Annotated in this window: 17 protein-coding genes; 7 read left to right on the top strand and 10 right to left on the bottom strand. The window is 60.2% G+C overall.

Annotated features, from left to right (window positions below; translation table 11 throughout):
* From BI292_RS00005 to BI292_RS00025, 5 genes are all read left to right on the top strand, one after another.
* Positions 1-722: GlxA family transcriptional regulator (locus tag BI292_RS00005; protein ID WP_101206465.1), on the top strand; the 722-nt coding region annotated here is incomplete at its 5' end.
* 258 nt (positions 723-980) lie between these two features.
* Entirely contained in the window at positions 981-2,924 is a 1,944-nt protein-coding gene (locus BI292_RS00010; protein ID WP_101206466.1) for an FAD-dependent oxidoreductase, read from the top strand.
* A 153-nt stretch (positions 2,925-3,077) separates the two neighbouring features.
* Positions 3,078-3,965, top strand: a complete 888-nt coding sequence (locus tag BI292_RS00015) for a nitrilase family protein (protein WP_101206467.1) — start codon at positions 3,078-3,080, stop codon at positions 3,963-3,965.
* Positions 3,966-3,981: 16 nt separating this feature from the next.
* Positions 3,982-5,184: a hypothetical protein gene (locus BI292_RS00020; RefSeq protein WP_101206468.1), complete on the top strand. Its 1,203-nt coding sequence runs from the start codon at positions 3,982-3,984 to the stop codon at positions 5,182-5,184.
* Between the two features lie 77 nt (positions 5,185-5,261).
* The gene (locus BI292_RS00025) at positions 5,262-6,239 is read left to right on the top strand and encodes an asparaginase (protein WP_101206469.1); all 978 of its coding nucleotides are present in this window, start codon (positions 5,262-5,264) and stop codon (positions 6,237-6,239) included.
* Between the two features lie 195 nt (positions 6,240-6,434).
* On the opposite strand, the gene zapE is transcribed toward BI292_RS00025, so the two are convergent.
* The 3 genes from zapE to BI292_RS00040 form a co-directional block, all read right to left on the bottom strand.
* A complete protein-coding gene (zapE, locus tag BI292_RS00030; protein WP_092278159.1) occupies positions 6,435-7,529 on the bottom strand; it encodes a cell division protein ZapE in 1,095 nt (364 codons plus the stop codon).
* A 91-nt stretch (positions 7,530-7,620) separates the two neighbouring features.
* Positions 7,621-8,976: a tryptophan--tRNA ligase gene (locus tag BI292_RS00035; RefSeq protein WP_101206470.1), complete on the bottom strand. Its 1,356-nt coding sequence runs from the start codon at positions 8,974-8,976 to the stop codon at positions 7,621-7,623.
* Positions 8,977-9,000: 24 nt separating this feature from the next.
* Entirely contained in the window at positions 9,001-9,630 is a 630-nt protein-coding gene (locus BI292_RS00040) for an alpha/beta hydrolase (RefSeq protein ID WP_101206471.1), read from the bottom strand.
* A gap of 144 nt (positions 9,631-9,774) precedes the next feature.
* On the opposite strand from BI292_RS00040, the gene BI292_RS00045 reads away from it, so the two are divergent.
* Positions 9,775-10,209 carry a YhcB family protein gene (locus BI292_RS00045; RefSeq protein WP_092278153.1) on the top strand — a complete coding sequence of 145 codons (435 nt, stop codon included), beginning with the start codon at positions 9,775-9,777 and terminating at the stop codon, positions 10,207-10,209.
* Between the two features lie 253 nt (positions 10,210-10,462).
* Here the strand turns inward: BI292_RS00045 and BI292_RS00050 are convergent, their stop codons facing one another.
* Together BI292_RS00050 and BI292_RS00055 are read right to left on the bottom strand one after the other, a co-directional pair.
* On the bottom strand, positions 10,463-11,194 hold the full coding sequence (locus BI292_RS00050) for an OmpA family protein (RefSeq protein WP_092278151.1): 732 nt from the start codon (positions 11,192-11,194) through the stop codon (positions 10,463-10,465).
* 97 nt (positions 11,195-11,291) lie between these two features.
* Positions 11,292-11,948 carry an MBL fold metallo-hydrolase gene (locus BI292_RS00055; protein WP_101206472.1) on the bottom strand — a complete coding sequence of 219 codons (657 nt, stop codon included), beginning with the start codon at positions 11,946-11,948 and terminating at the stop codon, positions 11,292-11,294.
* Between the two features lie 141 nt (positions 11,949-12,089).
* Here BI292_RS00055 and BI292_RS00060 point away from each other — a divergent pair, with 141 nt between their 5' ends.
* Complete coding sequence (locus BI292_RS00060) at positions 12,090-12,860, top strand: protein phosphatase 2C domain-containing protein (RefSeq protein ID WP_101206473.1); 771 nt, start codon at positions 12,090-12,092, stop codon at positions 12,858-12,860.
* A gap of 40 nt (positions 12,861-12,900) precedes the next feature.
* Here BI292_RS00060 and BI292_RS00065 read toward each other — a convergent pair whose 3' ends face one another.
* From BI292_RS00065 to BI292_RS00085, 5 genes are all read right to left on the bottom strand, one after another.
* Positions 12,901-15,648, bottom strand: a complete 2,748-nt coding sequence (locus BI292_RS00065) for a LuxR C-terminal-related transcriptional regulator (protein ID WP_101206474.1) — start codon at positions 15,646-15,648, stop codon at positions 12,901-12,903.
* Between the two features lie 357 nt (positions 15,649-16,005).
* On the bottom strand, positions 16,006-17,370 hold the full coding sequence (locus BI292_RS00070) for a DUF1329 domain-containing protein (RefSeq protein WP_092278143.1): 1,365 nt from the start codon (positions 17,368-17,370) through the stop codon (positions 16,006-16,008).
* A 28-nt stretch (positions 17,371-17,398) separates the two neighbouring features.
* Positions 17,399-19,288: a DUF1302 domain-containing protein gene (locus tag BI292_RS00075; protein WP_092278141.1), complete on the bottom strand. Its 1,890-nt coding sequence runs from the start codon at positions 19,286-19,288 to the stop codon at positions 17,399-17,401.
* A gap of 346 nt (positions 19,289-19,634) precedes the next feature.
* Positions 19,635-21,317, bottom strand: a complete 1,683-nt coding sequence (locus tag BI292_RS00080) for a fatty acid--CoA ligase (protein ID WP_101206475.1) — start codon at positions 21,315-21,317, stop codon at positions 19,635-19,637.
* A gap of 157 nt (positions 21,318-21,474) precedes the next feature.
* Complete coding sequence (locus BI292_RS00085) at positions 21,475-22,104, bottom strand: LysE family translocator (RefSeq protein WP_101206476.1); 630 nt, start codon at positions 22,102-22,104, stop codon at positions 21,475-21,477.
* Between the last annotated feature and the right edge of the window lie 281 nt (positions 22,105-22,385).

Genomic DNA, 22,385 nt, shown 5'->3' on the forward strand with positions numbered 1-22,385 from the left:
TCGACACACTCTGCAAACGTTATCCACAAGTGCTGCCGTGGCTGCGCGAGCAACACGCACGCGGCGCAGTGTTGTGCGGCGAAGCCACCGGGGTGTTCTGGCTCGCCGAGGCCGGGCTGCTCGACGGCAAGGAAGCGACCACTTACTGGCGTTTCTTCAACGCGTTTGCCGAGCGCTTCCCGCGCGTCCAGCTCAATCAGGACAAGCACCTGACTGACGCCGACAACCTGTTTTGCGCCGGCGGCACTACCTCGGCGTGCGACCTCTACATCTACCTGATCGAACGCTTCTGCGGCGCCAACGTCGCCCAAGCCGTGGCCCGCGACATTCTCTACGAAGTGCAGCGCAGTTATGCGCCGGGCCGCATCGGCTTCGGCGGGCAGAAGCTGCATCAGGACGTGATCATCCTGCAGATCCAGCACTGGCTCGAAGAACACTTCGCCGACAAATTCCGCTTCGAAGACGTCGCGCGCGAACACGGCATGAGCATCCGCAACTTCATGCGCCGCTTCCAGACCGCCACCGGTGACAAACCGCTGCACTACCTGCAACGTCTGCGCATCGAAACCGCCAAGGGCTTGCTGTCCGGCAGCCGCAAAAGCATCAAAACCATCAGCTACGAAGTGGGCTACGACGACGCCAGCTTCTTCGCGCGCCTGTTTCGCCAGCACACAGAGCTGTCGCCGAACCAGTACCGGCAGCAGTTCCAGCAAGCGGCTTGAGGCCAACCAGCCCCCAGAAATGTAGGAGCGAGGCTTGCCCGCGAAGGCAGTGTGTCAGTCAAAACTTTATTGCCTGACACTGCGCTTTCGCGGGCAAGCCTCGCTCCTACAGGGGTGGCTTTGCAGCGCGCCTGAACAGGTATTTTTCCCACATAACAAACGGAATTCAGACCCTCTACGCGCGGCACTTGGCTGATATCCGCCGCCCGCTCGATCCCTCAAGATCTTCCCAGTCAACATCATCAGGGAAGATCGACAATGACCATCGGCTCAGGCTACAGCTACCCGTCATCCGTACTCGGCAGCCATCGAACCAAGCGCTCGGCCAAAGACAAGTGGAAAGCGCGTTTTCCCAATCCGCCTGACTTGTGCTTCGACTATCGAGCACTGGTTGAACAGGAAAACGGCATCGCCACGGCAACTGACCTGCAACACAAAATCTGCATCATCGGTGCCGGTGTCACTGGGCTCACGGCGGCACGCGAACTGTATCGATGCGGCTTCACCGACATCACCTTGATCGAGCAAGCCCGACGCATCGGCGGCCGCCACCTGACGGTTGCCGGAAGCGCGAAATCGAGCAAACCGCATACACCGTTTGAAATGGGCGCGATGCGTATGCCCTTCTTCAATCGCGCCGGCGAGGCAGCCACGGAAGGCCGCTCGCTGATGGCTTACTACGCCAAAGCCTTCGACCTCGCGCATGCAGACTTCGCCAATCCCGGCAGCCAATGGGTCAGCTCGACCGGGATCTATCTGCGCGAAGGCAGCATGGGCGACGGGCCAAGCCCACACATGCTGATCTGGAAGAACGCTGATGGCCAGACACCGCCACCCGGCGCAGACCTGCAAAGGGTCTATGCAAAGTGGAAAGCCTTCGCCGATCGCATGACCCGCCACGTCGCAGACGCTTACGCCGGCGAGGCATGGGAAGCGATGTGGGCCGCCATCGTCGAAAAATACGAGAGGGTTTCATTCCGCGATCTGGTGCGCATGCCGGCCGTGCTCGCCTGGGATGAGCACGCGCCGGGAGACTTCGGCGGAATGGGCATGTCACCAGAAGAGTCGGCGATTTTCTACGCCATCGGCATCGGCGACGGCAGTTGGGGAGCGTTTTACGACGTCTGCTCGCTCTATCCATTGCGCACCGCCATTTTCGGGTTCAGCAGCCGATTGCAATTGATCCTCGGCCGTGTGGACGCGATGGGCGAGCCGCTGGATTCGCCAAGTTTGCACGACGAAGCGGTTTTCGACTCCAGGGGCTTGAGCTTCGAGCGCCCGCGCTACGTCGGGCTCGCCGCGCTCAACGAATGCCTGTTGTTCATGCGAACCGAAGAAACCACGAAGTCTTTCTACGAACACTGCGCGGAACGAGGCAACGGCTTGCTCACCGACTCCTCCGTGACGAAACTGCAAAAACTGCCGAACCAGAAAATCCGCGTTTACTACGACTGGAAACACAGCCAACCCGAGCACGCGCTGGAGCAGTTCGATGACTTCGACTCGGTGATCATGACCCTGCCCTCCTGGCTGATCGAAACCCGGATCCGGCTCGAAAACTTCACCCCGCACATGCTGCCCTTCGCGACCATCAACGCCTATAAAACCGCGCACTGGGAGACCAGTTGCAAAGTCTTTGCACCGTTAAAAAAATCATTCCTGTCGAAGAACACCAACATCCCACAAGCCATCGTCACCGACAGCTTCATCCACGATGTCTACACCTACCGCTACAACGACAACTACAGCTACGACTGCATTTTGTTGAGTTACACCTGGGAGGATGACGCCAGCAAACTCGCCCTCTTCAGCGACAAGGAGCTGGTCACCCGCTGCGCCAATGAACTGGACCGCATCCTGATGAACTCGGCCAATATCCAGGAAAAAATCTCGCCGTACATTGGCCTTGATCAAGCCGTGGTGCATCGCTGGATGAGCGATAAAAACGCGCTGGGTTGTGCCAAGTTGTACCGGCCCGGCACCTACTACGATGCGGTCAGCCTGATGAAGTACAACCGCGACTTCGGGCACGTGTCGGGTTTGTATTTTTCCGGTGAATCATTCTCGGTGGATGCCGGCTGGACCGAACCGTGTTTTCGCGGTGCCGTGGATGCGGTCATCCATATTTGCAGCAAGACCGCCGCGACCTTCAACGGTGGTTTTGCGCTGAGTGACTACCCGCATTACGTCGTCAGGAGCTAATCCCCCTGACGCCCTGCCCGCAGAACAATTTGTACTTAAGGATAAGTACTACAAGTTAAACGGAAGTGGCTGACTTACACGCTTTTGCCGATTCGACTCTTATGAACACGCCAATCAAACAGCGTGAACAACAATAAAAAGAGGTCATCGGGAATGAGTGAGCCAACCAGCCCTGTTCGTGTAGCAGTCGTGCAATTCGATCCACAAGTCGGGCTAGAGAACCGCGAAGCCAATCTGCGCAACACCCTGGATTTAGCGCTGCAAGCAGCCAATGACGGCGCAAATCTGATCGTGCTGCCGGAGCTTTCAACCACCGGTTACTTTTTCAACAATCGGCAGGATGCGTTTGCGCATTCAGAGGCCGTACCCGCTGGCCCGACCGTGCAGAGCTGGGTGAATTTTGCCCGCCAGCACAACGTTTACCTGGTCGCCGGTTTGACCGAACGCGACGGCGCGCAGCTGTTCAACACTGGCGTGCTGGTCGGGCCTGACGGCTTTATCGGCAAGTACCGCAAAGCGCACTTGTGGAACCTGGAAAAACTCTGGTTCACCCCGGGCAACACGGGTTTCCCGGTGTTCGACACACCGATTGGCCGGATCGGTCTGTTGATTTGCTGGGACATCTGGTTCCCGGAAGTGCCGCGTATTTTGAGTCAGCAAGGCGCCGACATTATTTGCAGCTTGAACAATTGGGTATGGACCCCGCCGCCGCTGTTCGATGAGGCCGGCAAGTGCATGGCGTCGTATCTGACGATGACCGCGGCGCACGTCAACAATGTGTTTATCGCGGCGGCGAGCCGGATTGGCGAAGAGCGCGGGGCGCGTTACCTCGGTTGCTCGCTGATCGCCGGCACCAACGGTTGGCCGATTGGCCAGGTCGCGTCGGCGGACAGGCAGGAAATCCTGTTTGCCGACATCGACCTCACCAGTTCGCGCAGTGCGCCGATCTGGAACAGCCTCAACGATCTGCATCGCGATCGTCGCGCCGACCTGTATGACGCGATGCTCGGTTACACCCAGCACCCTTGTCTGCCGCGCTGATAAGGGGCCATGACTGATGGAAAACACAAAAGCGCAGAACCGCCTGGCGGGCAGGTCACCGCTGGACGTAACGATCATTTGGTTGTTGATCGGTACCGCCCTGTTGATCACCTGGCTTTCATTCACTTACCGCACAACCTGGTCGGCGCATTGGCCGGACTACAGTCACATGGTAACGAGCCTGCCGGAGCCAAGTGCCTGGTTGCGCTGGATCATCGGTGACATCAGCGAGGTCGCCTTCTACAAACATGAGTTCGCTTCAATCGGATTGCTCGCAGGCGCCTACCTCGCCTATTGGGCCAATCGCACCGGTAAAGCCTGGCAAGGCTTTGCGATCAGCTACGGCAGCGGCTTATGGCCATGGCTGGTCACCAGTTCGTTGCTCGGACTGCTGCTGAGTAACCTGCTGTGGGGCTGGACCGTTACGGCCACCAGTTGGCAACCGACATTTGCCGCGTTTGTGTCGTTGCCGGCAGCGATGGTGCTGATATTCGGCGGCGGTTGGAAGGTCGCGATCAACGGCGCAATCATGGGCGCGGTGTTTGTCACGCCGTTGTGTTTGCTGATCGTCAATTACGTGTGCAATCCGCTGGGGCTGCCGGTGGTAATCGGCAACGTCATGGGCATGGCTGTCGCCAGCGTCGGCGCTTTTTTGCTCTGTCGCTACGTGCCGGGGCTGGTGAAGTCGGACTGGAGCGCAAAGCCAGCCACTGCTGCGCCCTCGCCCGTCGTCGCGAAAACACCCGACTACGGCGTTGTGTGGACGCTGCGCCGGGTGCTGGCAGACTTTTCCGAAGCGCCATTTTTCGGCAATGAATGGGCCAGCCTCGGGTTGATCGCGGGCGCCTTGCTGGCGTTTACCTTGAACCCGACCAGTCCGGTGTATGGCACAGGTCTGCTCCCGCAATTGCTCGCGGCGCAGGCGTTGACCTCGCTGATCGGCGTGCTGATCTGGCGTCGTCACTGGATGGCGCTCGGCTGGTATCCCACCTACGTTCCATTGGTCTCGGTGGTGCCGGCAGCGGTTCTGACCCACGGCGGCAGTCTGGAGGTCATGGTGATGAGCGCGTTGCTCGGCGCATTGATCGCGCCTCCGCTCGCCTGCGCGATCAGTAAACGCCTGCCGTCGTACATGCACGGTTTTATCGGCAATGTGTTGTCGATGGCCATCAGTACACTGCTGATCATTCCGTTTATCGGATTGCTGATCGCTCAATGATGCGCGTCGCCCTGGGGCTGTATCTCGCAGACACTGCCGATACAGTCCCGTCTCCTGACAGGCAATCGAGGTATCACATGGACCTGCCCAAACTGGCCATCGCAGCGCTCGGCGGCACCGTAAGCATGCAAGCCAGCCATGCCGGTGAAGGGGTTATCCCGACCGTCAGCGGTGAAACCTTGCTGCAATCGTTGCCAGAGTTATCGACGCTGGCCCGGATTAACGTGGAAACCCTCGGCCTGCTGCCCAGCGCTTCACTGGATTTCGAGTTCCTGCTGAGCGTGTTGCACTGGGCCAATGAGCAAATCAGCCAAGGTGCGGTGGGTGTGGTCATCACCCAAGGCACCGACACGCTCGAAGAAACCGCGACGTTCTTCGATTACCTGTGGAACCACAACGAGCCGTTGATCGTGACCGGCGCCATGCGTTCAGCGGCCCAGGCCGGCGCGGATGGCCCGGCGAACTTGCAGGATGCCTGCCGCGTCGCACTGGCTGAAAACAGTCGTCATCGCGGTGTTCAGGTGGTGATGAACGGGCAGATTCACGCAGCCAACGCGGTGCGTAAAATCGATTCGCTGGCGCTGCAGGCGTTTGCCTCACCGGTGTCCGGTCCTGTCGGCCTGCTCATCGAAAACACCGTGCGCTATCTGCGCCCTCCCGCGCAGAGACGGGTTTTGCCGATGCCGCAACGCTGCGCCAAAGTCGCGCTGCTGGAAGCGTCGCTGTCCGCCGACACGCTGTTACTCGAGAACATTGTCGATCTGGGCTACGACGGGTTGGTAATCGCAGGTTTCGGCGCCGGGCATGTTTCCGGGCAATGGGCGGCGGTGATCGAAGGCATTACGCAGAAAATCCCGGTGATCGTCGCCACCCGCACGGGGTCGGGGTCTACGGCGCAGTGCTCTTATGGCTTTATCGGCGGCGAGATGGACTTGATCCGCAAAGGCGCGGCAATGGCCGGATTTCTCTGCCCGCGCAAGGCACGAATCTTGTTGTGGCTGCTGATCGGTTGCCAGCGACAGGGGGATTTGGCGCGTTACCTCAAAGACGAGTGAGATCTCCCAGCGAACCCATTCGCCGATGTAGGAGCGAGGCTTGCCCGCGAAGGCGGTGTGTCAGTCGAAACTTTTTTGCCTGACACTGCGCTTTCGCGGGCAAGCCTCGCTCCTACAGGGGGTGGTGGTGAATCGGGAATTTCGACATAAAAAAAGGCCTGCATGTGCAGGCCTTTTTCATGTTCCGAAGATGCCCTACGGCTTGTGCGCGCGCGACAGGAATTCGTGCGATTGCATTTCCAGCAGACGGCTCAGCGTGCGCTGGAATTCGAAGTTCAGGCGACCGCCGGTGTAGAGGTCTTTGAGTTCGACTTCGGCCGAGATGATCAGCTTGACGTTACGGTCGTAGAACTCGTCGACCATGTTGATGAAACGCCGGGCGATGTCGTCGGTGGTGACGCTCATCTGCTCGACGCCGCTGAGCAGCACGGCGTGGAAGATCTTGCCGAGTTCGATGTAATCGTTCTGGCTGCGCGGGCCGTCGCAGAGTTCGCGGAAGTCGAACCACGCCACGTCATCGCAGGTGCGCAAGGCACGGATTTCGCGGTTTTCGATGATCAGTACATCGTTTTCGATGGCAGCGGTGCATTCCGGCGTCAGCGCGCGGAAGCTTTTGCGCAGGCTTTCGTTGGATTCCTCGTTGAGCGGGAAGTGGAACAGCTCCGCTTGCTCGAGGTGGCGCAGACGATAATCGACGCCGCTGTCGACGTTGACGATGTCGGTGTTCTGCTTGATCAGCGCAATCGCCGGCAGGAAGCGCGCGCGTTGCAGGCCGTCCTTGTACAAACCGTCGGGAACAATGTTCGAGGTCGCGACCAGGGTCACGCCGTTCTTGAACAACTCTTCCATCAAGGTGCCGAGGATCATCGCGTCGGTGATGTCAGACACGAAGAACTCATCGAAACAGATCACCCGCGCTTCGTCGGAGAAACGCTTGGCAATGATGGTCAGCGGGTTTTTCTCGCCGCCGAGGGTTTTCATTTCTTCGTGCACGCGCTTCATGAAGCGGTGGAAGTGCGTCCGCACCTTTTCCTTGAACGGCAGCGCTTCGAAGAACGTATCGACCAGGTAGGTCTTGCCACGGCCAACGCCGCCCCAGAAGTACAGGCCCTTGACCGGCGCCTGATCTTTCTTGCCAAACAGTTTGCCGAACAGGCCCGGCTTGACGTTCGAGGCCGCGACCAGATCGTCGTACAGGCGCTGCAAGTGACGCACAGCAGTTTCCTGCGCGGCGTCATGGAAGAAGTCCGGGCGTTTCAGATCAGCTTGATATCGTTCTAGGGGCGTCATAATTCGTTAGCAAGGCAACAAAAACGGGCCGTCACTGTAGCGACGGCCCGGGGGAATGGCAATCGGCCCTTGGTCGGGTCGAGCCGCTGATTTATTCCTGAATCGGTGTCAGTGCAACGCGCAAGGCCTCGATGGCCACGTCGCGTGCGGCGCTGTCAGCAAACTCCGGGCTGTCGCCGACACACTCGCCTTGCAGCCAGACGCTGAAGCTCAAGTCTTCGCTGCGCACGTCCAGTGGTTGGCCGGCTTGCAGTTGTTTGGTCACCTGACCGGCGGTTTTACCGTCGGCGAAGTTGCGCGACAGCAGCAATTGCTCGCCATCGGCGGCGAGCAAACGGAAGCGGAAGCTGCCGTCGTCCTCGCGGAAACTGACAAAACGCGCGGCTTTCGCAGCTTTCTTCTTGGTGGTCGCCGCGACTTGGGTCTGCGCCACGAAAGACCGCAGGCCGACCGCTTCACGCAATTCCTGCAGGAACGGCGTGGCCACCGAACGGGCCTTTTTGGCGCCGATCTGCAGCATGTCTTCGAGGTCTGCCGGGCGTTCGATCAACTGGTGATAACGCTCGCGGGACTCGCCCAGTTCGCTGTCGAGCAGCTGGAACAAACGATTTTTCGCTTCGCCCCAACCGAGGCCCTGCAACAGTTCGCTGCGGAATTCGTCGGACTGCGCCGGGGTGGCGAAGGCCTGGAACAAGGTGAACAGGTGCGAATTGTCCGGGTCCTTGGCTTCGCCCGGCGCGCGCGAATCGGTGACGATCCGCGAAATCGCGTCTTTCATTTCCTTGGCGCTGCTGAACAACGGAATGGTGTTGTCGTAGCTTTTCGACATCTTGCGACCGTCAAGACCCGGCAGCGTGGCGACGCTTTCTTCGATCAGCGCTTCTGGCATGGTGAAGAATTCTTTGCCCTGACCAAACAGATGGTTGAAGCGCTGGCCGATGTCGCGGGCCATTTCCACGTGCTGGATCTGGTCACGACCGACCGGCACTTTATGCGCGTTGAACATCAGAATGTCGGCAGCCATCAGCACCGGGTAGCTGTACAACCCCATGGTGATGCCGGCGTCGAGGTCTTCGCCGGTCTCGACGTTCTTGTCCACCGAGGCCTTGTAGGCGTGCGCGCGGTTGAGCAGGCCCTTGGCCGCAACGCAGGTCAGCAGCCAGGTCAGCTCGGGGATTTCCGGGATGTCGGACTGGCGGTAGAAGGTCACGCGGTCGACATCTAGGCCACCGGCCAGCCAAGTCGCGGCGATTTCCAGACGCGAGCGCTGGATGCGCAGCGGGTCATCGCATTTGATCAGGGCGTGGTAGTCGGCCAGGAAGTAGAACGAATCGGCATTGCTGTCGCGGCTGGCGAGGATCGCCGGGCGAATGGCGCCGGCGTAGTTGCCCAGGTGCGGCGTGCCGGTGGTGGTGATGCCGGTGAGAATTCGGGTACGGGTCGTCATGGGTAATCGCTTGTCAGACTGCAATCAATTCGAAAGACGCGGCAGCACCAGATCCTTGAGATCGGTGAGCTTGCCATGAAAAAAGTGTCCGCATTCTGCCACTTTCAACAGCTCATGGGGGCGCTGGAGTTTTTCTGACCAGTCGTAGACCGCTTGGGGATCGATGACTTCGTCGGTTTCGGGCTGGATCACGGTCAGCGCGCCGTGTTCCGGCAGTGGGTCCTGATCACCGAGGCGCATCACTGCGGGTGCGACCATGAACAGATGTTTCAGCTGTTCGCCCTGCGCTTCCAGGCGTCCGCCGAGACTTGCGGCAACAAATCCACCGAAGGAAAACCCGAATAGCGTCAGCGGCAGATCCGGGTGTTTGGCCCGCAGCCACGCGGCCGCTGCCTGGGCATCGTCGACTTCGCCGGTGCCCATGTCGTGCGTGCCGGCACTGGCGCCGACGCCCCGGTAATTGAAGCGCAAGGTAATCAGACCGGCGTCGCGCGCGGTGCGCTGCAAGGTCGAAACGACTTTGTTGAGCATGGTGCCGCCCTGCACCGGGTTCGGATGGCAGATCAGCGCGATGCCGCGAGGTTCGTCGCCGCCCAGGTAAAGGGCTTCCAGTTGGCCGACGGGGCCATCAATCACTACAGGGGTTTCGCGCATAAGCAAGGAAGGAACTCCGTGACCTCGAATCGGGTCGACTCGTCTAGCAAATTGTCTGTGCCGATCTATTGCGAGTACATCGCGGTATACAGCGCAGGTTCGAGCCGTTAACGTAAAGCAAAGCCGTTTATAGAGGAAGGACTCGTGGAACACTCGCTCTTAGTTTGGTTGTTGCCGACTCTTGCCCTGGTTGTGGGTGTCGCCATTGGATTCCTGATCGCTCGTCTGGTGCCGAACGCCGCGCCTAACCGCACGCAACGTCAGCTGGATGATATTCAGGAACGTTTCGACAGTTATCAGAACGAGGTGGTTACCCACTTCAACAGCACTGCCACGCTGGTCAAGAAACTGACTGCGAGCTACCAGGAAGTGCAGGATCATCTCGCCGAGGGTGCTAACCGTCTGGCCCTGGACGAGCAGACTCGCCAACGCTTGCTGGCTGCGCTGCACGCCGACGCTGCTGTGGCGCCACGGGAACGCCTGACGCCGCCGCGCAATCAGGAACCGCCTCGCGACTACGCTCCAAAAGCCCCGAACGCACCGGGCATGCTCGATGAGCATTACGGCCTGAAGAAGTAAGCAGGTTTCGCGCAATACAAAAAGCCCTCGGACAAGTGATTGTCCGAGGGCTTTTTTGTGGTTGATCGGATATTTGCGGTGGCTTGTCGGGCCTCATCGCGGGCAAGCCTTGCTCCCACAGGAATCGCGTCAACCTTGTAGGAGCGAGGCTTGCCCGCGAAGGGGCCGTGTCAGGCGATATTGTTGTCGTCTGACACGATGCCTTCGCGGGCAAGCCTCGCTCCTACAGGAATGGCGTTCGTCCATGGGTACGCTACGGGTATTGCTGCACGGTGCCTTGCTGCTGATCGGCGCCGTATTGCTGGCCCGGGATGGCTTTCAGGTTGACTTCGACGCGGCGGTTTTGCGCGCGGCCGTTGACGTCGCCGTTGCTGGCAATCGGGTTGTCCGGGCCGGCGCCGCGCGCCGAGAGGTTGGCGCCGCTGACACCTTGCGAGGTCAGGTAAGTCGCTACGCTCTGCGCGCGACGCTGCGACAGGTCCATGTTGTGCTGACGGCTGCCAGTGCTGTCGGTGTAGCCGACGATTTCGATCTGGTTCTGGCTGAACTCTTTGAGCGAACCGGCAAGATTATTCAGCGGCTGGTAGAAGCTCGACGCGATATTCGCCGAATCGGTGGCGAACGTGATGTTACCCGGCATGATCAACTTGATCTGATCACCCTGGCGCTGCACTTCAACGCCGGTATTGGCCATGCTCGCGCGCAGCTTTTTCTCTTGCTGGTCGGCGTAATAACCGTAACCGGCAGCCGATGCACCCACCACCGCAGCGCCAATCAGCGCGCCTTTGCCACGGTTGTTATGGTCGATCGCCGCGCCGGCCAATGCGCCCGCGAGAGCCCCGAGGCCACCGTATTTGGCGGTTTTGCTCACGCCTTGGGAGCCGCCATCGGCTTGTCCCTGGTTGTCGTAAGGATTAGGTGAAGCGCAGCCGGACAACAGGGCCACAGCAGTTGCGACAATAATCAAACGCTGCTTGGTGAACATGAAGAGCTCCTACTTTTGCATTCTGATATGCAGGACCAAGGCATCGGCCTATGCGGGCTTTGGATCGTCGTCGCGGGCAAAAATTCCCTGCCGCCAGTCACGCCCGCACAAACGGGTTCTCGCGCATTTCATCGCCCAGACGCGTGTCCGGTCCGTGCCCGGTCACCACGGTCGCGTCCTCGTCCAGCGTGTACAAACGCTGCTTGATCGAACGAACGATAGTCGCCTGATCGCCGCCCCACAAATCCGTGCGCCCTACCCCGCGGCGAAACAGCGTGTCCCCGGCAATCAACAATTTCGCCTCGGAAAACCAGAAGCTCATCGACCCAGGCGTATGCCCCGGCGTGTGAATCGCCACGCCACAACCGCACGCCAGTTCCTCATCGTCGTCCAGCCAGCGATCCGGCGACGGCACCGGCACGTAAGGCACGCGAAACATCTGGCATTGCATTTCCAGGTTGTCCCAGAGGAATTGATCTTCCTTGTGCAAGTGCAGAGTCGCGCCGGTTTTCTCTTTCAACTGCCCGGAGGCGAGAAAATGGTCCAGGTGCGCGTGGGTGTGGATGATGCTCACTACCCGCAAACCCAAGGCATCGAGGCGCGCGAGGATCAGTTCGTGATTGCCGCCCGGATCGACCACGATGGCTTTTTTGCTGATCGGGTCGCCAATGATCGTGCAGTTGCATTGCAACGGGCCGACGGGGAAAGTTTCGCGGATAAGCGCGGTATTCGGGGTTTGATGGGTGGGCTGCATGGGTTTGATCCTGGTGCCTGAGCGCGGTGCTGCGGTTGTGATCCGCAAAATTGATAGGGTATCCTCGCGCCCCGCCTGTTTTGATACAAGACGGCAGCAAGCACGCGCGCTGTTTTGCCCCGCGCTGGAAACGATCCGACCATGTCCGAGCTCACGATGAACTTCAGTACCAAAACCGCCTGTGCATTTGTTGCAGGTCGCGCGCAGCTTCAGACTGACACGCCTGGCCGGGCCTATGCCGCCGCCCGCGAATCCAACGACGTGACGTGCATTGCCGCGGCCGACGGCGCGAGTTTCAGGGCTCACTCCGCCATCGGCGCGCAGGTTGCGGTCACCGCAGCGCTGGGTTTTGTCTGCAAGAACTTCGAAAGCCTCTGGCAAAACATGGACAAGCACAACGCCAAAGCTGCCCAACGCCTAGTCAATCGTTGCCTCGATGCATTTCGACGCAAATCGACCAAGCTCGGCTGCGATAGCAGCGAACTGGCCTGCAGTTTGTCGTTTGTTGCTTACTCGGGTGGACGTTATATGGCCGGCCATTTGAGCGACGGCTTGATGGTGAGCGTCGATGCTGCGGGACAACTGCAAACCCTGTTTGCCGCAGAAACCGCCGAGCCTGCCGCTGCCAAGCCCTTGCTGACCGAGCCGAAAGCCGCGTCGCGCCTCAAGTTGATGCGTGGGCCGATTGAGGCCCTGACCGGCTTCGCGCTCATCAGCGAAGGCAGCGCGCAAAGCCTTTGCGACGATGGCGTTCCGGCCGCGGCGATCCTGCAATGGCTGGAGTCGAATGCGACGTTGCCGCGCAAGAACCTCAAATCCGCGCTCGCCGACAACCTGCAGCAACACGCCCCCGACCACGACAGCGCCATCGGTCTGTTGTCGCTACGCCCGCGCGAAGCGCTACCTCAATAAGTGAAAGCCTCTGACTCAAGGTTTCGCCCGGTCAGAGGCTTCACTGCAACACGCCCAGTTCTTTCGCCCGCGCCACCGCTTGCGTGCGCCGTTCCACGCCGAGTTTGCTGTTGATATGGCTGGCGTGGGTTTTCACTGTGTGCAGGGAAATAAACAGTTGATCGCTGATTTCCTGATTCGAGCAGCCTCGGGCGATCAGGCGCAGGACCGCCAGTTCACGAGTGCTGAGGTGATCCGCGCCTGGGGATAACTCCACGGCAGGCCGGGCAACGGCGGCAGGCAATTGCTCAATGAGGGTTTGCGCAACAGCGGTTGGCGCAGTGAGTTGAAGTTGCCCGCGCAGCCAGTCCGGGTGTTCGGCCAGCAAACCTTCGAACGGTTGCAGCACGCCGCCCGCCGCCGCTTCCAGCGATTGGGCCAACGCCCTGCGCGCCTCCGGCTCACGCCCACCTGCCAGCAACAGACTGATTTTCTGCGTCAGCGCCATCACGCTGAGCATCTGCCGGCCGGTTTGCTGGCCATGCTCCAGCAGCGCATTCAACCGCCCTTCCGCCAACATCGGCTGACCTTTGATCACGTCGAGCAAGGCTTGCTGCAATTCGATGTGCAGCGGCAGCTGTGGATGAAATTCCGGTGGCGCGGCGGCACGTTCGCCGTTGTAGGTCTGGCCCAGTCGCGCGAGCCAGGCTTCAGCCAGATCGGTGCGGCCCTGCGCCAGCCACAATTCGCATTTGACCAAGGTAATCATCGCCAGGTAGTAAATCGGCGGGACGTCCCAGATGTGCATCAGCCGTTCGGCTTCGGCGAGTTCGGCGAAGGCTTTGGCGAATTCGCCGCTGTTGCCTTCGAGCCGGGCGATCACGCAATGGCCGATCAACACGCTGATGTCGCGACAGGCCCGCGCCTCGCTCAATCCGGCTTGCAGACGTAACCGCGCGGCTTGCGGTTGCAGGCGCAGCGCCAACAGGAAACCTTCGTACAGAATCAGCCGCGCGCGCACCGCATACAGGCGCTGCGGCGACAAACCGTGCAGACGCTGCAGGCCTTGGCGGACTTCGTCCAGCGAACGCAAAATCTCGCCCCGCGCCTGCAACACGCGGGCGCGGTCGTAATGCGCCAGCGCTTCGAACAGCGGATTGCCGACGCGTTGCGCCAACTCCAGCGATTCGCGATTCAACCCGCGCGCGCGCCATAAATCGCCATCGGCAATCGCCAGGTTGGACAAGGTCGACAGGCACATCAGGCGTTGGCCGTAACGTTTCGCCGGCAGGCTTTCCAGCGCCTCGCTGCAATACAGCAAGGTCAATTCGCGATGGCCGCGACCTCGGGCAATGATTCCGCTGAGCGCCAGCCATTGCGCCAGCATCGATTTTTGCGCAGTGGCCGAGGGTGCAGGGAGAAACCGGCTCAAGTGATTGGCCAATTCTTCGGCGGCGTCCAACTGGCAAGCGAGCCCCAACGCCCAGCTGTAGAGCACGATCAGGCGCGGCGTGCTGATCAGCAGGCTGTCGGGCAAATCCATTTTCCAGCGCAGCAGCATGCCGACATTTTGCTCGGCCAGCAGTTGTTCTTCGGAAAGGTTTTGCACCAGGTTTGCCGCGACGTCCAGATGCCCGGCGCGCAAGGCTTGCTCCACCGCTTCATCGAGCAAACCTTGCGCGTTGAACCAGCGGCACGCGCGCAAATGCAGGCTCGCGGCCGGGACCAACGCCTGCGTGGTCGGACGGGTGCGCAGCAGATCGGAAAACAAATGGTGATAGCGATACCAGTGGCCGTGTTCGTCCAGCGGTACGAGGAAAACTTGATGAGCGAGCAAGAAACGCAGGATTTCCGCGCTGTCATGGGCCTCGCGCACGGCGTCGCACAGTTCGCTGCAAAAACGCTCTTGCGGCGCGGTGTCGTAGAGAAACGCCTGCACTTCGGCGGGCAGGCAATCGATGACTTCTTCGAGCAGGTAATCGCGGATCAGCCCTTCCCCGCCGTGCAGCGACTGCGGCAGTGCGCTGTTGTTGCCGTTGCTGCCGGCCTCAGACGCCGCGAGCAGCCAGAACCGCAGCCCGGCGACCCAACCCTCGCTGCGCTGGATCAGGTTCTCCAACGCTTCGCCACGCAGTGAGCTGCTGTGGCGATCAAGCAAGGTCAGGGCTTCGTCGTGGGTCAGGCGCAGGTCTTGTTCATGCAGTTCGAGCAATTGCCGCGACAGGCGCAACCGCGCCAGGTGCCAGTCCGGGCGCTGCCGGCTGGTGACCATGACCAGCAGGCCTTCGGGCAGATGATTGAGGAAGAATTGCAGACAGCGATCGAGCACAGGGCCTTGGGCCAGGTGATAGTCGTCGAGGACCAGTAACAGCGGCGACTTCGGGGACAGGTGCACGGCCAGTTCATCGAGCAAGCCGTCGAGCCATTCTTCGAAGGCAAAGGGTTGATGGCGCTGGCGCATTTTCAGCAGGCCCAGTGCTTTGCTGCCCAGTTGCGGAAAATAGTCTTGCAGGCCTTCGAGCAGACGCTCGAGGAAACGCCCCGGATCGTTGTCGCGCGGGCTCAAGCCCAGCCACAGACTCTGCCAATGCGCCGGCAGGCTCTGGCAGAACTCCACCGCCAACGAACTCTTGCCGAACCCGGCCGGGGCGCTGACCAACAGCAATCGACCGTTCAACCCCTGGCTCAGGCGCTCGCAAAGACGCGGTCGCAGCACATGGCCGTCAGGCAGCGGTGGCCGGAAGAAACGGCCATCCAGTGCCGCGACGGCAACGCTTGCAGGACCCGCGAGTGGGGACAGATCAGTCATGGCCGGCTCTTGTTTGAAAGGCTGATGGCGGCGTTGCAGATGTCCGCAGACTAGCGGTAAACGCAGAGCTATTGAAGGTTGTTGCTACAAATGGCTACAAAAAGACTACAACCCGATAACCCAGCCTGAATTCCCTGTAGCAGCTGCCGAAGGCTGCGTCCGGCTGCGAAGCAGTCGTGAAATCAGGCAGCGCGGTGTTTCAGGAAGACCGCGCGCTCCGGTTTTACGACTGCTACGCAGCCGAACGCAGCCTCGCGCTGCTCGGCAGCTGCTACGGAAGGCCTTTATGGACTTCCAAAAAAAAGCCCCGAACCAGTCGGGGCGTTTTTCGAGGGTGCGGCCTCTCGGGTGGCGCGCTTAGCGAACACCATCCTGGCGCAGTGCGGCCGGGGTGAAGTCGCTGGTGGTGGCGGTGAAGCCGAAATCATAAGCCGACTTCTCTTCGTTCTTCATGCCCAGCGCCAGGTAACGACCCGATTGCAGGTCATACAAGGTTTCCAGGGCGTACCACGGCACTTGCTTGTCGTAGTAGTTCTCGGCATGAGCTTCTGCCACACGCCACAGCTGGTTACGACCGTCGTAGTGGTCGATCACCGCTGCTTGCCAGGTGTCTTCGTCGATGTAGAAGTCACGTTTGGCGTAAATGTGGCGCTGGCCTTCCTTCAAGGTTGCAACCACGTGCCAGACGCGGCGCAGCTCGTAGCGTGCGAGGTCCTGGTTGATGTGGCCGGCCTTGATGATGTCGGAATACTTCAGCTTCGGATCGTCGAGCTTGTAGCTGTCGGAGGCGATGTACATCTCTTTCTTGCCTTCGAGTTTCCAGTCGTAGCGGTCCGGTGCACCGTTGTACATGTCGAGGTTGTCGGAAGTACGCAGGCCGTCAGCCGCAGTACCCGGGCCGTCATACGACACTTGCGGGGCACGGCGCACACGACGCTGACCGGCGTTGTAAACCCACGCCGAACGCGGCTCCTTAACCTGGTCGAGGGTTTCGTGCACCAGCAGCACACCACCGGCCAGACGTGCCGGCGCGGTCACTTTCTGCTTGAAGTAAAACAGAATGTTGCCCGGGTTGGCCGGATCGTAATCCTTCATTTTGTCGCGGAACACGAACTGATCCTGGAAGTACACCAGGCTGTACGAGCCGTTCGGCTGCGGGGTCGCCTGGGTCACCAGACGGGTCACGCTGCCGCCGCGATAGCGGGTGATGTGGTTCCAGATAACTTCGACGCCGGTTTTCGGGATCGGGAACGGCACCGCCGTTTCGAAGTTTTCCAAGCCGTTGCCGCCAGACACCAGATTGGTGTTGGTGGCGTTTTTCTTGATGGCGGCAAACACGTCATCCGGCACGGTAGCGCCGCGATGCGACGGGTAAACCGGCATCTTGAAGGTTTCCGGGTAGCGTTTGAACATCGCGTACTGGCCCGGCGCAAGCTTGGCTTTGTACTGGTCGACGTTCTGCGCGGTGATGGTGAACAGCGGTTTTTCACTGGCGTACGGGTCAGACAGGAAGCCCTTGCTGTCGACGGTGCCGGCATTCTTCGCCAGCGGTTTCCACGCCGGGATCGAACCGTCGGCGTTGCCGGCCATCTCGGCGCCCATTGGCGTCAGGCTTTTGCCCAGCTTGTCGGCTTCGGCGGCAGGCACCGCAGCCATGACACTTGTCGCCAGCAGCGAAAGCCCCAGAACACCGGCGTGGAACAGACTCTTTGTTATTTTCATATGTGTGTTCGTCCTGAAAAAACAGTGCTTAGAAGTTCACGCCGAAGCTGAGTGCGAGGAAGTCGCGGTCATCCACGGTGGTGTACTTGCCATCAAAGAAGTTGGTGTAGGCCAGGCTCGCGGTGTAGGTGTTCTGGTATTCGGCATCGACACCCAGGCTGACCGCTTTGCGACCTTCTTCGAAGTTGCCGCCAGGGCCAGGCGAGTAACCGCTGACGTCGTGCGACCAGGCCACGTTCGGCTTGAGGTTGACCCCGGCGAATACGTCGTTGTATTCCCAGATGGCGCGACCACGGTAGCCCCACGAAGTGGACGTGGTGAAACCTTCGTCGTTGCAATTGCGGCTGCGGTTGTTCTGTGGCGAACCGGCGCCCGCGCCGTTGATGGTGCTGGCGTTGAGGATGTTGGCGCAGGTATTGGCGGTGCCGGTGGCTGGCAATTCACCCGGACCGTAGACCGGATCACGGCCATAACGGATATCGGAAGTGCTTTCCAGGCCGCCGACGTGGGTCACGCCCACTTCACCGACGACGGTCAGACGGCTGGCGCCCATGACCTGGTCGAAGAAGTGCGTCAGGGTGGTCTGGAACTGGGTGATTTCCTTGCGACGATAACCGTGCAGGTCCTGACCCGGTACGCCGTTGAGCAGCGAAGCGTTGGACAGCGCGCCGCCCAATGGACGCACGCCGGCAAACAGGATGTCGGTGGAGTTGAGTTGTACCGGCGCGTTCGGACGGTAGCTCAGTTCACCGCTCCACGCCGTACCGGTAGGCAGGGTGGTGGAGAAGCTCAAGCCGTACAGACGGATGTCTTCCGGGTATTCGATGAAGTATTTCGAGTTACCCGCGACCAGCAGCGGCGCCAGCGCAGCGAACGGTCCTGGCAGCGCGCCAGCGGTGTTGTAAACCGACTGTGGCGCACCGGTGGCGCTGAAGATCGGCGCGCGGCTGTGGTAGTTCATGAAGTAGGCACCGAACTCGGTGTCCAGCGGGTCGAACATGTACTTCAACGACGCGCCCCACTGGCCGCTGTCGCGCGCATCGCGATCGGCGCCACGACGTACCAGCACGCCTTCCTCGTTGACGTTGACGCCCGCGCCGGCCAATGGCCCCAAGGCAATCGCCGGGATCTGCGAACGCTTGTTCAGCACGCGCAGGTTGTCGGTGCAACCGTCGGCAACGATGTCTGGCTGCGAGAAGAACGTGCCGCAGTTATCGACAACGGTCTGGTCCCATTCGAGCTGGTAGAACGCTTCACCGGAGAGGTTCTCGGTCAGGCTCTGCGAGACGTAGAACATGTTGACCGGGATCAGGCCTTCCTTGATCTCGGCGCCCGGACGACGGAACGCAGACACGTCAATCGGGTTGATCGAGTTGATGCCGCCGCCGATGAAGGTACTTTCACCCCAACTGACCACTTGCTTGCCCAGACGCACGGAGCCCGGCTGATCGGCAATCGAGTAGTTGTGGTAGACAAAGGCGTCGAGGATCTGCCCGCCGGAGGACTTGGCGCCTTCCTTGCGGTTGCTGTCGCTGATGTCCTTGAACTGGCGGCTTTCGTCCTTCAGTTCAAAGTCGTACCAGTATTTGCCACGGACGAACACGCCGGTGTCGCCGTACTTCAGTTCGAGGTCGTGAATACCCTTGAAGATCTTCGAGAAGGTTTCGCCGCTCTTGAAGTTGTTGTGGCCGTCATCGGAGGTCTGCGACAGGCCGCGGCCGCCGTTGTTGACGCCGATGAGGTTCTTGTTCGGACTCTCAGTAGACCAACTGGCACCGATCGACAGGGATGAGTCGAACTGACCTTCGATTTCACCGACGTTGAAACTGACGCCGAATGCAGGCCCGGCGAGCGAAGAGGCGAGACTGACCGCCAGGGGCAGTTTTGCCCGGCGCCAGAACTGGTTTACTGATGTCATCGACGCTACTCCATGTGCATTATTGTTATGGCAGTGAGTACTTTTAAAAACGTTGTGGATGACCGGAAGCCAACGCATCCCGAATTCAATCCCAATGTGCATCGCCCCGTTAGTGCGTTTGCTCCGTTCTTAAAAATCCTTGAGCGGACTATAGCCAGCAGGTAGTACTGCTTGATCCCTCTAAAGTGTGATTTGCAGCTGCCGGCCACTCTGGAACAGTCCTTTCGCCAGTCCGACAGGTGTCGGCACGGCAAGGATGGCTGAAAATTCGGATTTCACAAGCCAAGCGCTTGCTTGGTGGGGCTGACGTGCCGTTTTCGGCACGCCAGCGGGGCATAAAACGCGCTTAAAGCGTCGAGAGGAAGGTGCTGTTGTTGGCCTGCCATTCAGTGATGTCGAGGCGGATACGCTTCTTGTCGAGCTTGCCGACACTGGTCTTGGGAATTTCCGTAACAAGGGCTATCTGGCTCGGGATCGCCCACTTGCTCAGGTGGCCCAACTCGACGAACGGCTTGAGGTGTTCCTTGAGTTCTTTCGCCCCGATCTCGTGGCCCTCACGGACCACCAGCAGCGCAAACGGGCGCTCGCCCCACTGCGGATCGGCGATGCCCACCACTGCTACTTCGCGTACCGCTGCGTGACGGCTGATCAGGTCTTCGAGGTCCAGCGAGGAAATCCACTCGCCGCCGGTCTTGATCACGTCCTTGATCCGGTCGCGAATATCGATCACGCCCATGCTGTCGAGCGTTGCGACGTCGCCGGTGTGCAGCCAGCCGCCGGCCCAGAGTTCGGCGCCCTTTTGCGGTTCGTTGAAATAACCTTCGGACAGCCACGGCGCGCGCAGTACCAGCTCGCCCTGGGTTTCGCCGTCGGCGGGAAGGAAGTTGCCTTCGCTGTCGACAATCGCCGCTTCCACCAATGGCCCCGGCACGCCGGCCTTGATCCGGTAAGTGGTGCGTTCGTCTTCGGTGCCGGCCATCAATTCGTCGTTAAGGTGCGCGCAGGACACCAGCGGTCCGGTTTCCGACATGCCATACGCGGCGGTCAGTTGAATGCCTTTAGACTTCGCCGCTTCGTACAACGAGCGGTTCAGCGCACTGCCGCCGATGACGATTTTCCAGCCAGCGAAATCAGTGTTCTGCGCGGCTTTGGCGTTGAGGACCATTTGCAGAATGGTCGGCACGCAATGCGAGAAGGTGACCTTCTCTTTGCGCCACAACTCGACGAGGTATTCCGGGTCGTACCGGCCCGGATAAACCTGCTTCAACCCAAGCATCGTCGCCACGTACGGCAGGCCCCAGGCGTGAACGTGGAACATCGGCGTGATCGGCATGTACACGTCGTTGGTGCCGAGCAGGCGCACGCTGTCGATCGACCCCATGATCGTCGACACGCCCATGGTGTGCAGCACCAGTTGCCGGTGGGTGAAATACACACCTTTCGGGTTGCCGGTGGTGCCGGTGGTGTAGAACGTAGTCGCGACCGAGTTTTCGTCGAAGTCCTGGAAGTCGTAGTGCGGGCTCGCGGCCGCCAGCAGTTGCTCGTATTCGCCAACGAGGTTCGGCAGGTCGGCGGTTTTTTCCGGCAAGTCAGTCAGCAGCAGGGTTTTATCGACCGTGGTCAGGTGCCCGGCGATGGCTTGATAGAGGCCCACGAACTCGCTGTTGACCAGCACAAAGCGGTCCTCGGCGTGGTTCATGGTGTAGAGAATCTGTTCCGGAGACAGGCGCACGTTGATGGTGTGGATGACCGCGCCGATCATCGGGATGGCGAACATGCATTCCAGATAACGATGGCTGTCCCAGTCCATCACCGCCACGGTATCCCCGGCCTTGACGCCCGCCGCCGTCAGCACATTAGCCAGCCGCGCGACGCGCTCGATCAGCGTCGGGTAGCTGTAGCGCAACTGGTCGCGGTAAATGATCTCGCGGGTTTTCTCGTAACGAGCGCCGGACATCAGCAGTCGTTTGATCAGCAGCGGATACTGGTAAGCGCCTTCGGCTGGCGGGATAACGCGAGTCTGCAACATAAGAATCCCTTTTCTGACTGCTCGGTCTTGGCTTGGAGAGGTGAGCACTCTAAAGCCGTTGGATTGCCGCCAAATCAGCCAAAGGAATGATTTGCAGAGCCGTACAAATGCTAGCTCTGCGCCAGCATTTGCAGGATTTGTCACCGCTGGTGGGCGATCAATGCATTTCGGTGAACGCGAGTTTGACGCCGATGGCGATCAGCACCGCGCCCATGGCCCGGTCGAACCAGTGGCCCATGCGCGCGAACCCGGCGCGCACCCGTTGCTGGCTGAACAGCATGGCCACCAGGCAAAACCAGATGCCCGTCGCCACCGCCAGATAAATCCCGTAACCGGCCTGCACTGCCAGCGGTGTGTGCGGGTTGATGACCACGGTGAACAGCGAGAGGAAAAACAGCGTGGCTTTCGGGTTCAGGCCGTTGGTGACGAAGCCTGAGGTGAAGGCGCCACGCGCGGTGCGTTCGCCGACTTCCTTGTGCAAATCGTCCGCCAGCGGTTTCGCCGGTTGCGCGCGCAGGGCTTTGAAGCCGATGTACAAAAGGTACGCGGCGGCGGCCCATTTCAACGCATTGAACAGCACGATCGATTGCGACACGATCAGGCCGATGCCGAGCAGCGAATAGCCGACGTGGAGGAAAATCGCGCTGCCGACACCCAGCGCAGTCCAGGTCCCGGCGCGCCGACCGTGGGTCACGCTTTCGCGCACCACCACAGCAAAGTCCGGTCCGGGACTGGCCACGGCCAGCAAGTGAATCAGCGCGACGGTCAAGAATTCTGTCCAGTACATGGCGGGTCCTTTGGGGCAGGCAATCAACATTAGCTCGGAAAAACTTCGCACCCGTGGCGAGGGGGCTTGCCCCCGTTCGGCTGCGCAGCAGTCGTAAATGGGTTCACTCGGTACTTTGATGAAACCTGATGACTCATAAACGCGGGACGCTTCGCGTCCCAACGGGGGCAAGCCCCCTCGCCACAAAAGACCGCCTGCTTCAAAATCGGGGTCCAGTGCAGCTATGAGTAACCATATGTTTCATCTGGTAGGCTCGGCAGGTTACGCCTTCAGTTCATTGC

Source organism: Pseudomonas sp. 43NM1, from assembly GCF_002836905.1.
Taxonomy (GTDB): Bacteria; Pseudomonadota; Gammaproteobacteria; order Pseudomonadales; family Pseudomonadaceae; genus Aquipseudomonas; species Aquipseudomonas prosekii.

Coding starts and splice junctions, on each gene's coding strand:
- BI292_RS00055 (WP_101206472.1), bottom strand. CDS start 11,948: ATGCAGCCCACCCATCAAACCCCGAATACCGCGCTTATCCGCGAAACT.
- BI292_RS00015 (WP_101206467.1), top strand. CDS start 3,078: ATGAGTGAGCCAACCAGCCCTGTTCGTGTAGCAGTCGTGCAATTCGAT.
- BI292_RS00070 (WP_092278143.1), bottom strand. CDS start 17,370: ATGAAAATAACAAAGAGTCTGTTCCACGCCGGTGTTCTGGGGCTTTCG.
- BI292_RS00035 (WP_101206470.1), bottom strand. CDS start 8,976: ATGACGACCCGTACCCGAATTCTCACCGGCATCACCACCACCGGCACG.
- BI292_RS00040 (WP_101206471.1), bottom strand. CDS start 9,630: ATGCGCGAAACCCCTGTAGTGATTGATGGCCCCGTCGGCCAACTGGAA.
- BI292_RS00020 (WP_101206468.1), top strand. CDS start 3,982: ATGGAAAACACAAAAGCGCAGAACCGCCTGGCGGGCAGGTCACCGCTG.
- BI292_RS00010 (WP_101206466.1), top strand. CDS start 981: ATGACCATCGGCTCAGGCTACAGCTACCCGTCATCCGTACTCGGCAGC.
- zapE (WP_092278159.1), bottom strand. CDS start 7,529: ATGACGCCCCTAGAACGATATCAAGCTGATCTGAAACGCCCGGACTTC.
- BI292_RS00075 (WP_092278141.1), bottom strand. CDS start 19,288: ATGACATCAGTAAACCAGTTCTGGCGCCGGGCAAAACTGCCCCTGGCG.
- BI292_RS00025 (WP_101206469.1), top strand. CDS start 5,262: ATGGACCTGCCCAAACTGGCCATCGCAGCGCTCGGCGGCACCGTAAGC.
- BI292_RS00050 (WP_092278151.1), bottom strand. CDS start 11,194: ATGTTCACCAAGCAGCGTTTGATTATTGTCGCAACTGCTGTGGCCCTG.
- BI292_RS00065 (WP_101206474.1), bottom strand. CDS start 15,648: ATGACTGATCTGTCCCCACTCGCGGGTCCTGCAAGCGTTGCCGTCGCG.
- BI292_RS00060 (WP_101206473.1), top strand. CDS start 12,090: ATGTCCGAGCTCACGATGAACTTCAGTACCAAAACCGCCTGTGCATTT.
- BI292_RS00080 (WP_101206475.1), bottom strand. CDS start 21,317: ATGTTGCAGACTCGCGTTATCCCGCCAGCCGAAGGCGCTTACCAGTAT.
- BI292_RS00085 (WP_101206476.1), bottom strand. CDS start 22,104: ATGTACTGGACAGAATTCTTGACCGTCGCGCTGATTCACTTGCTGGCC.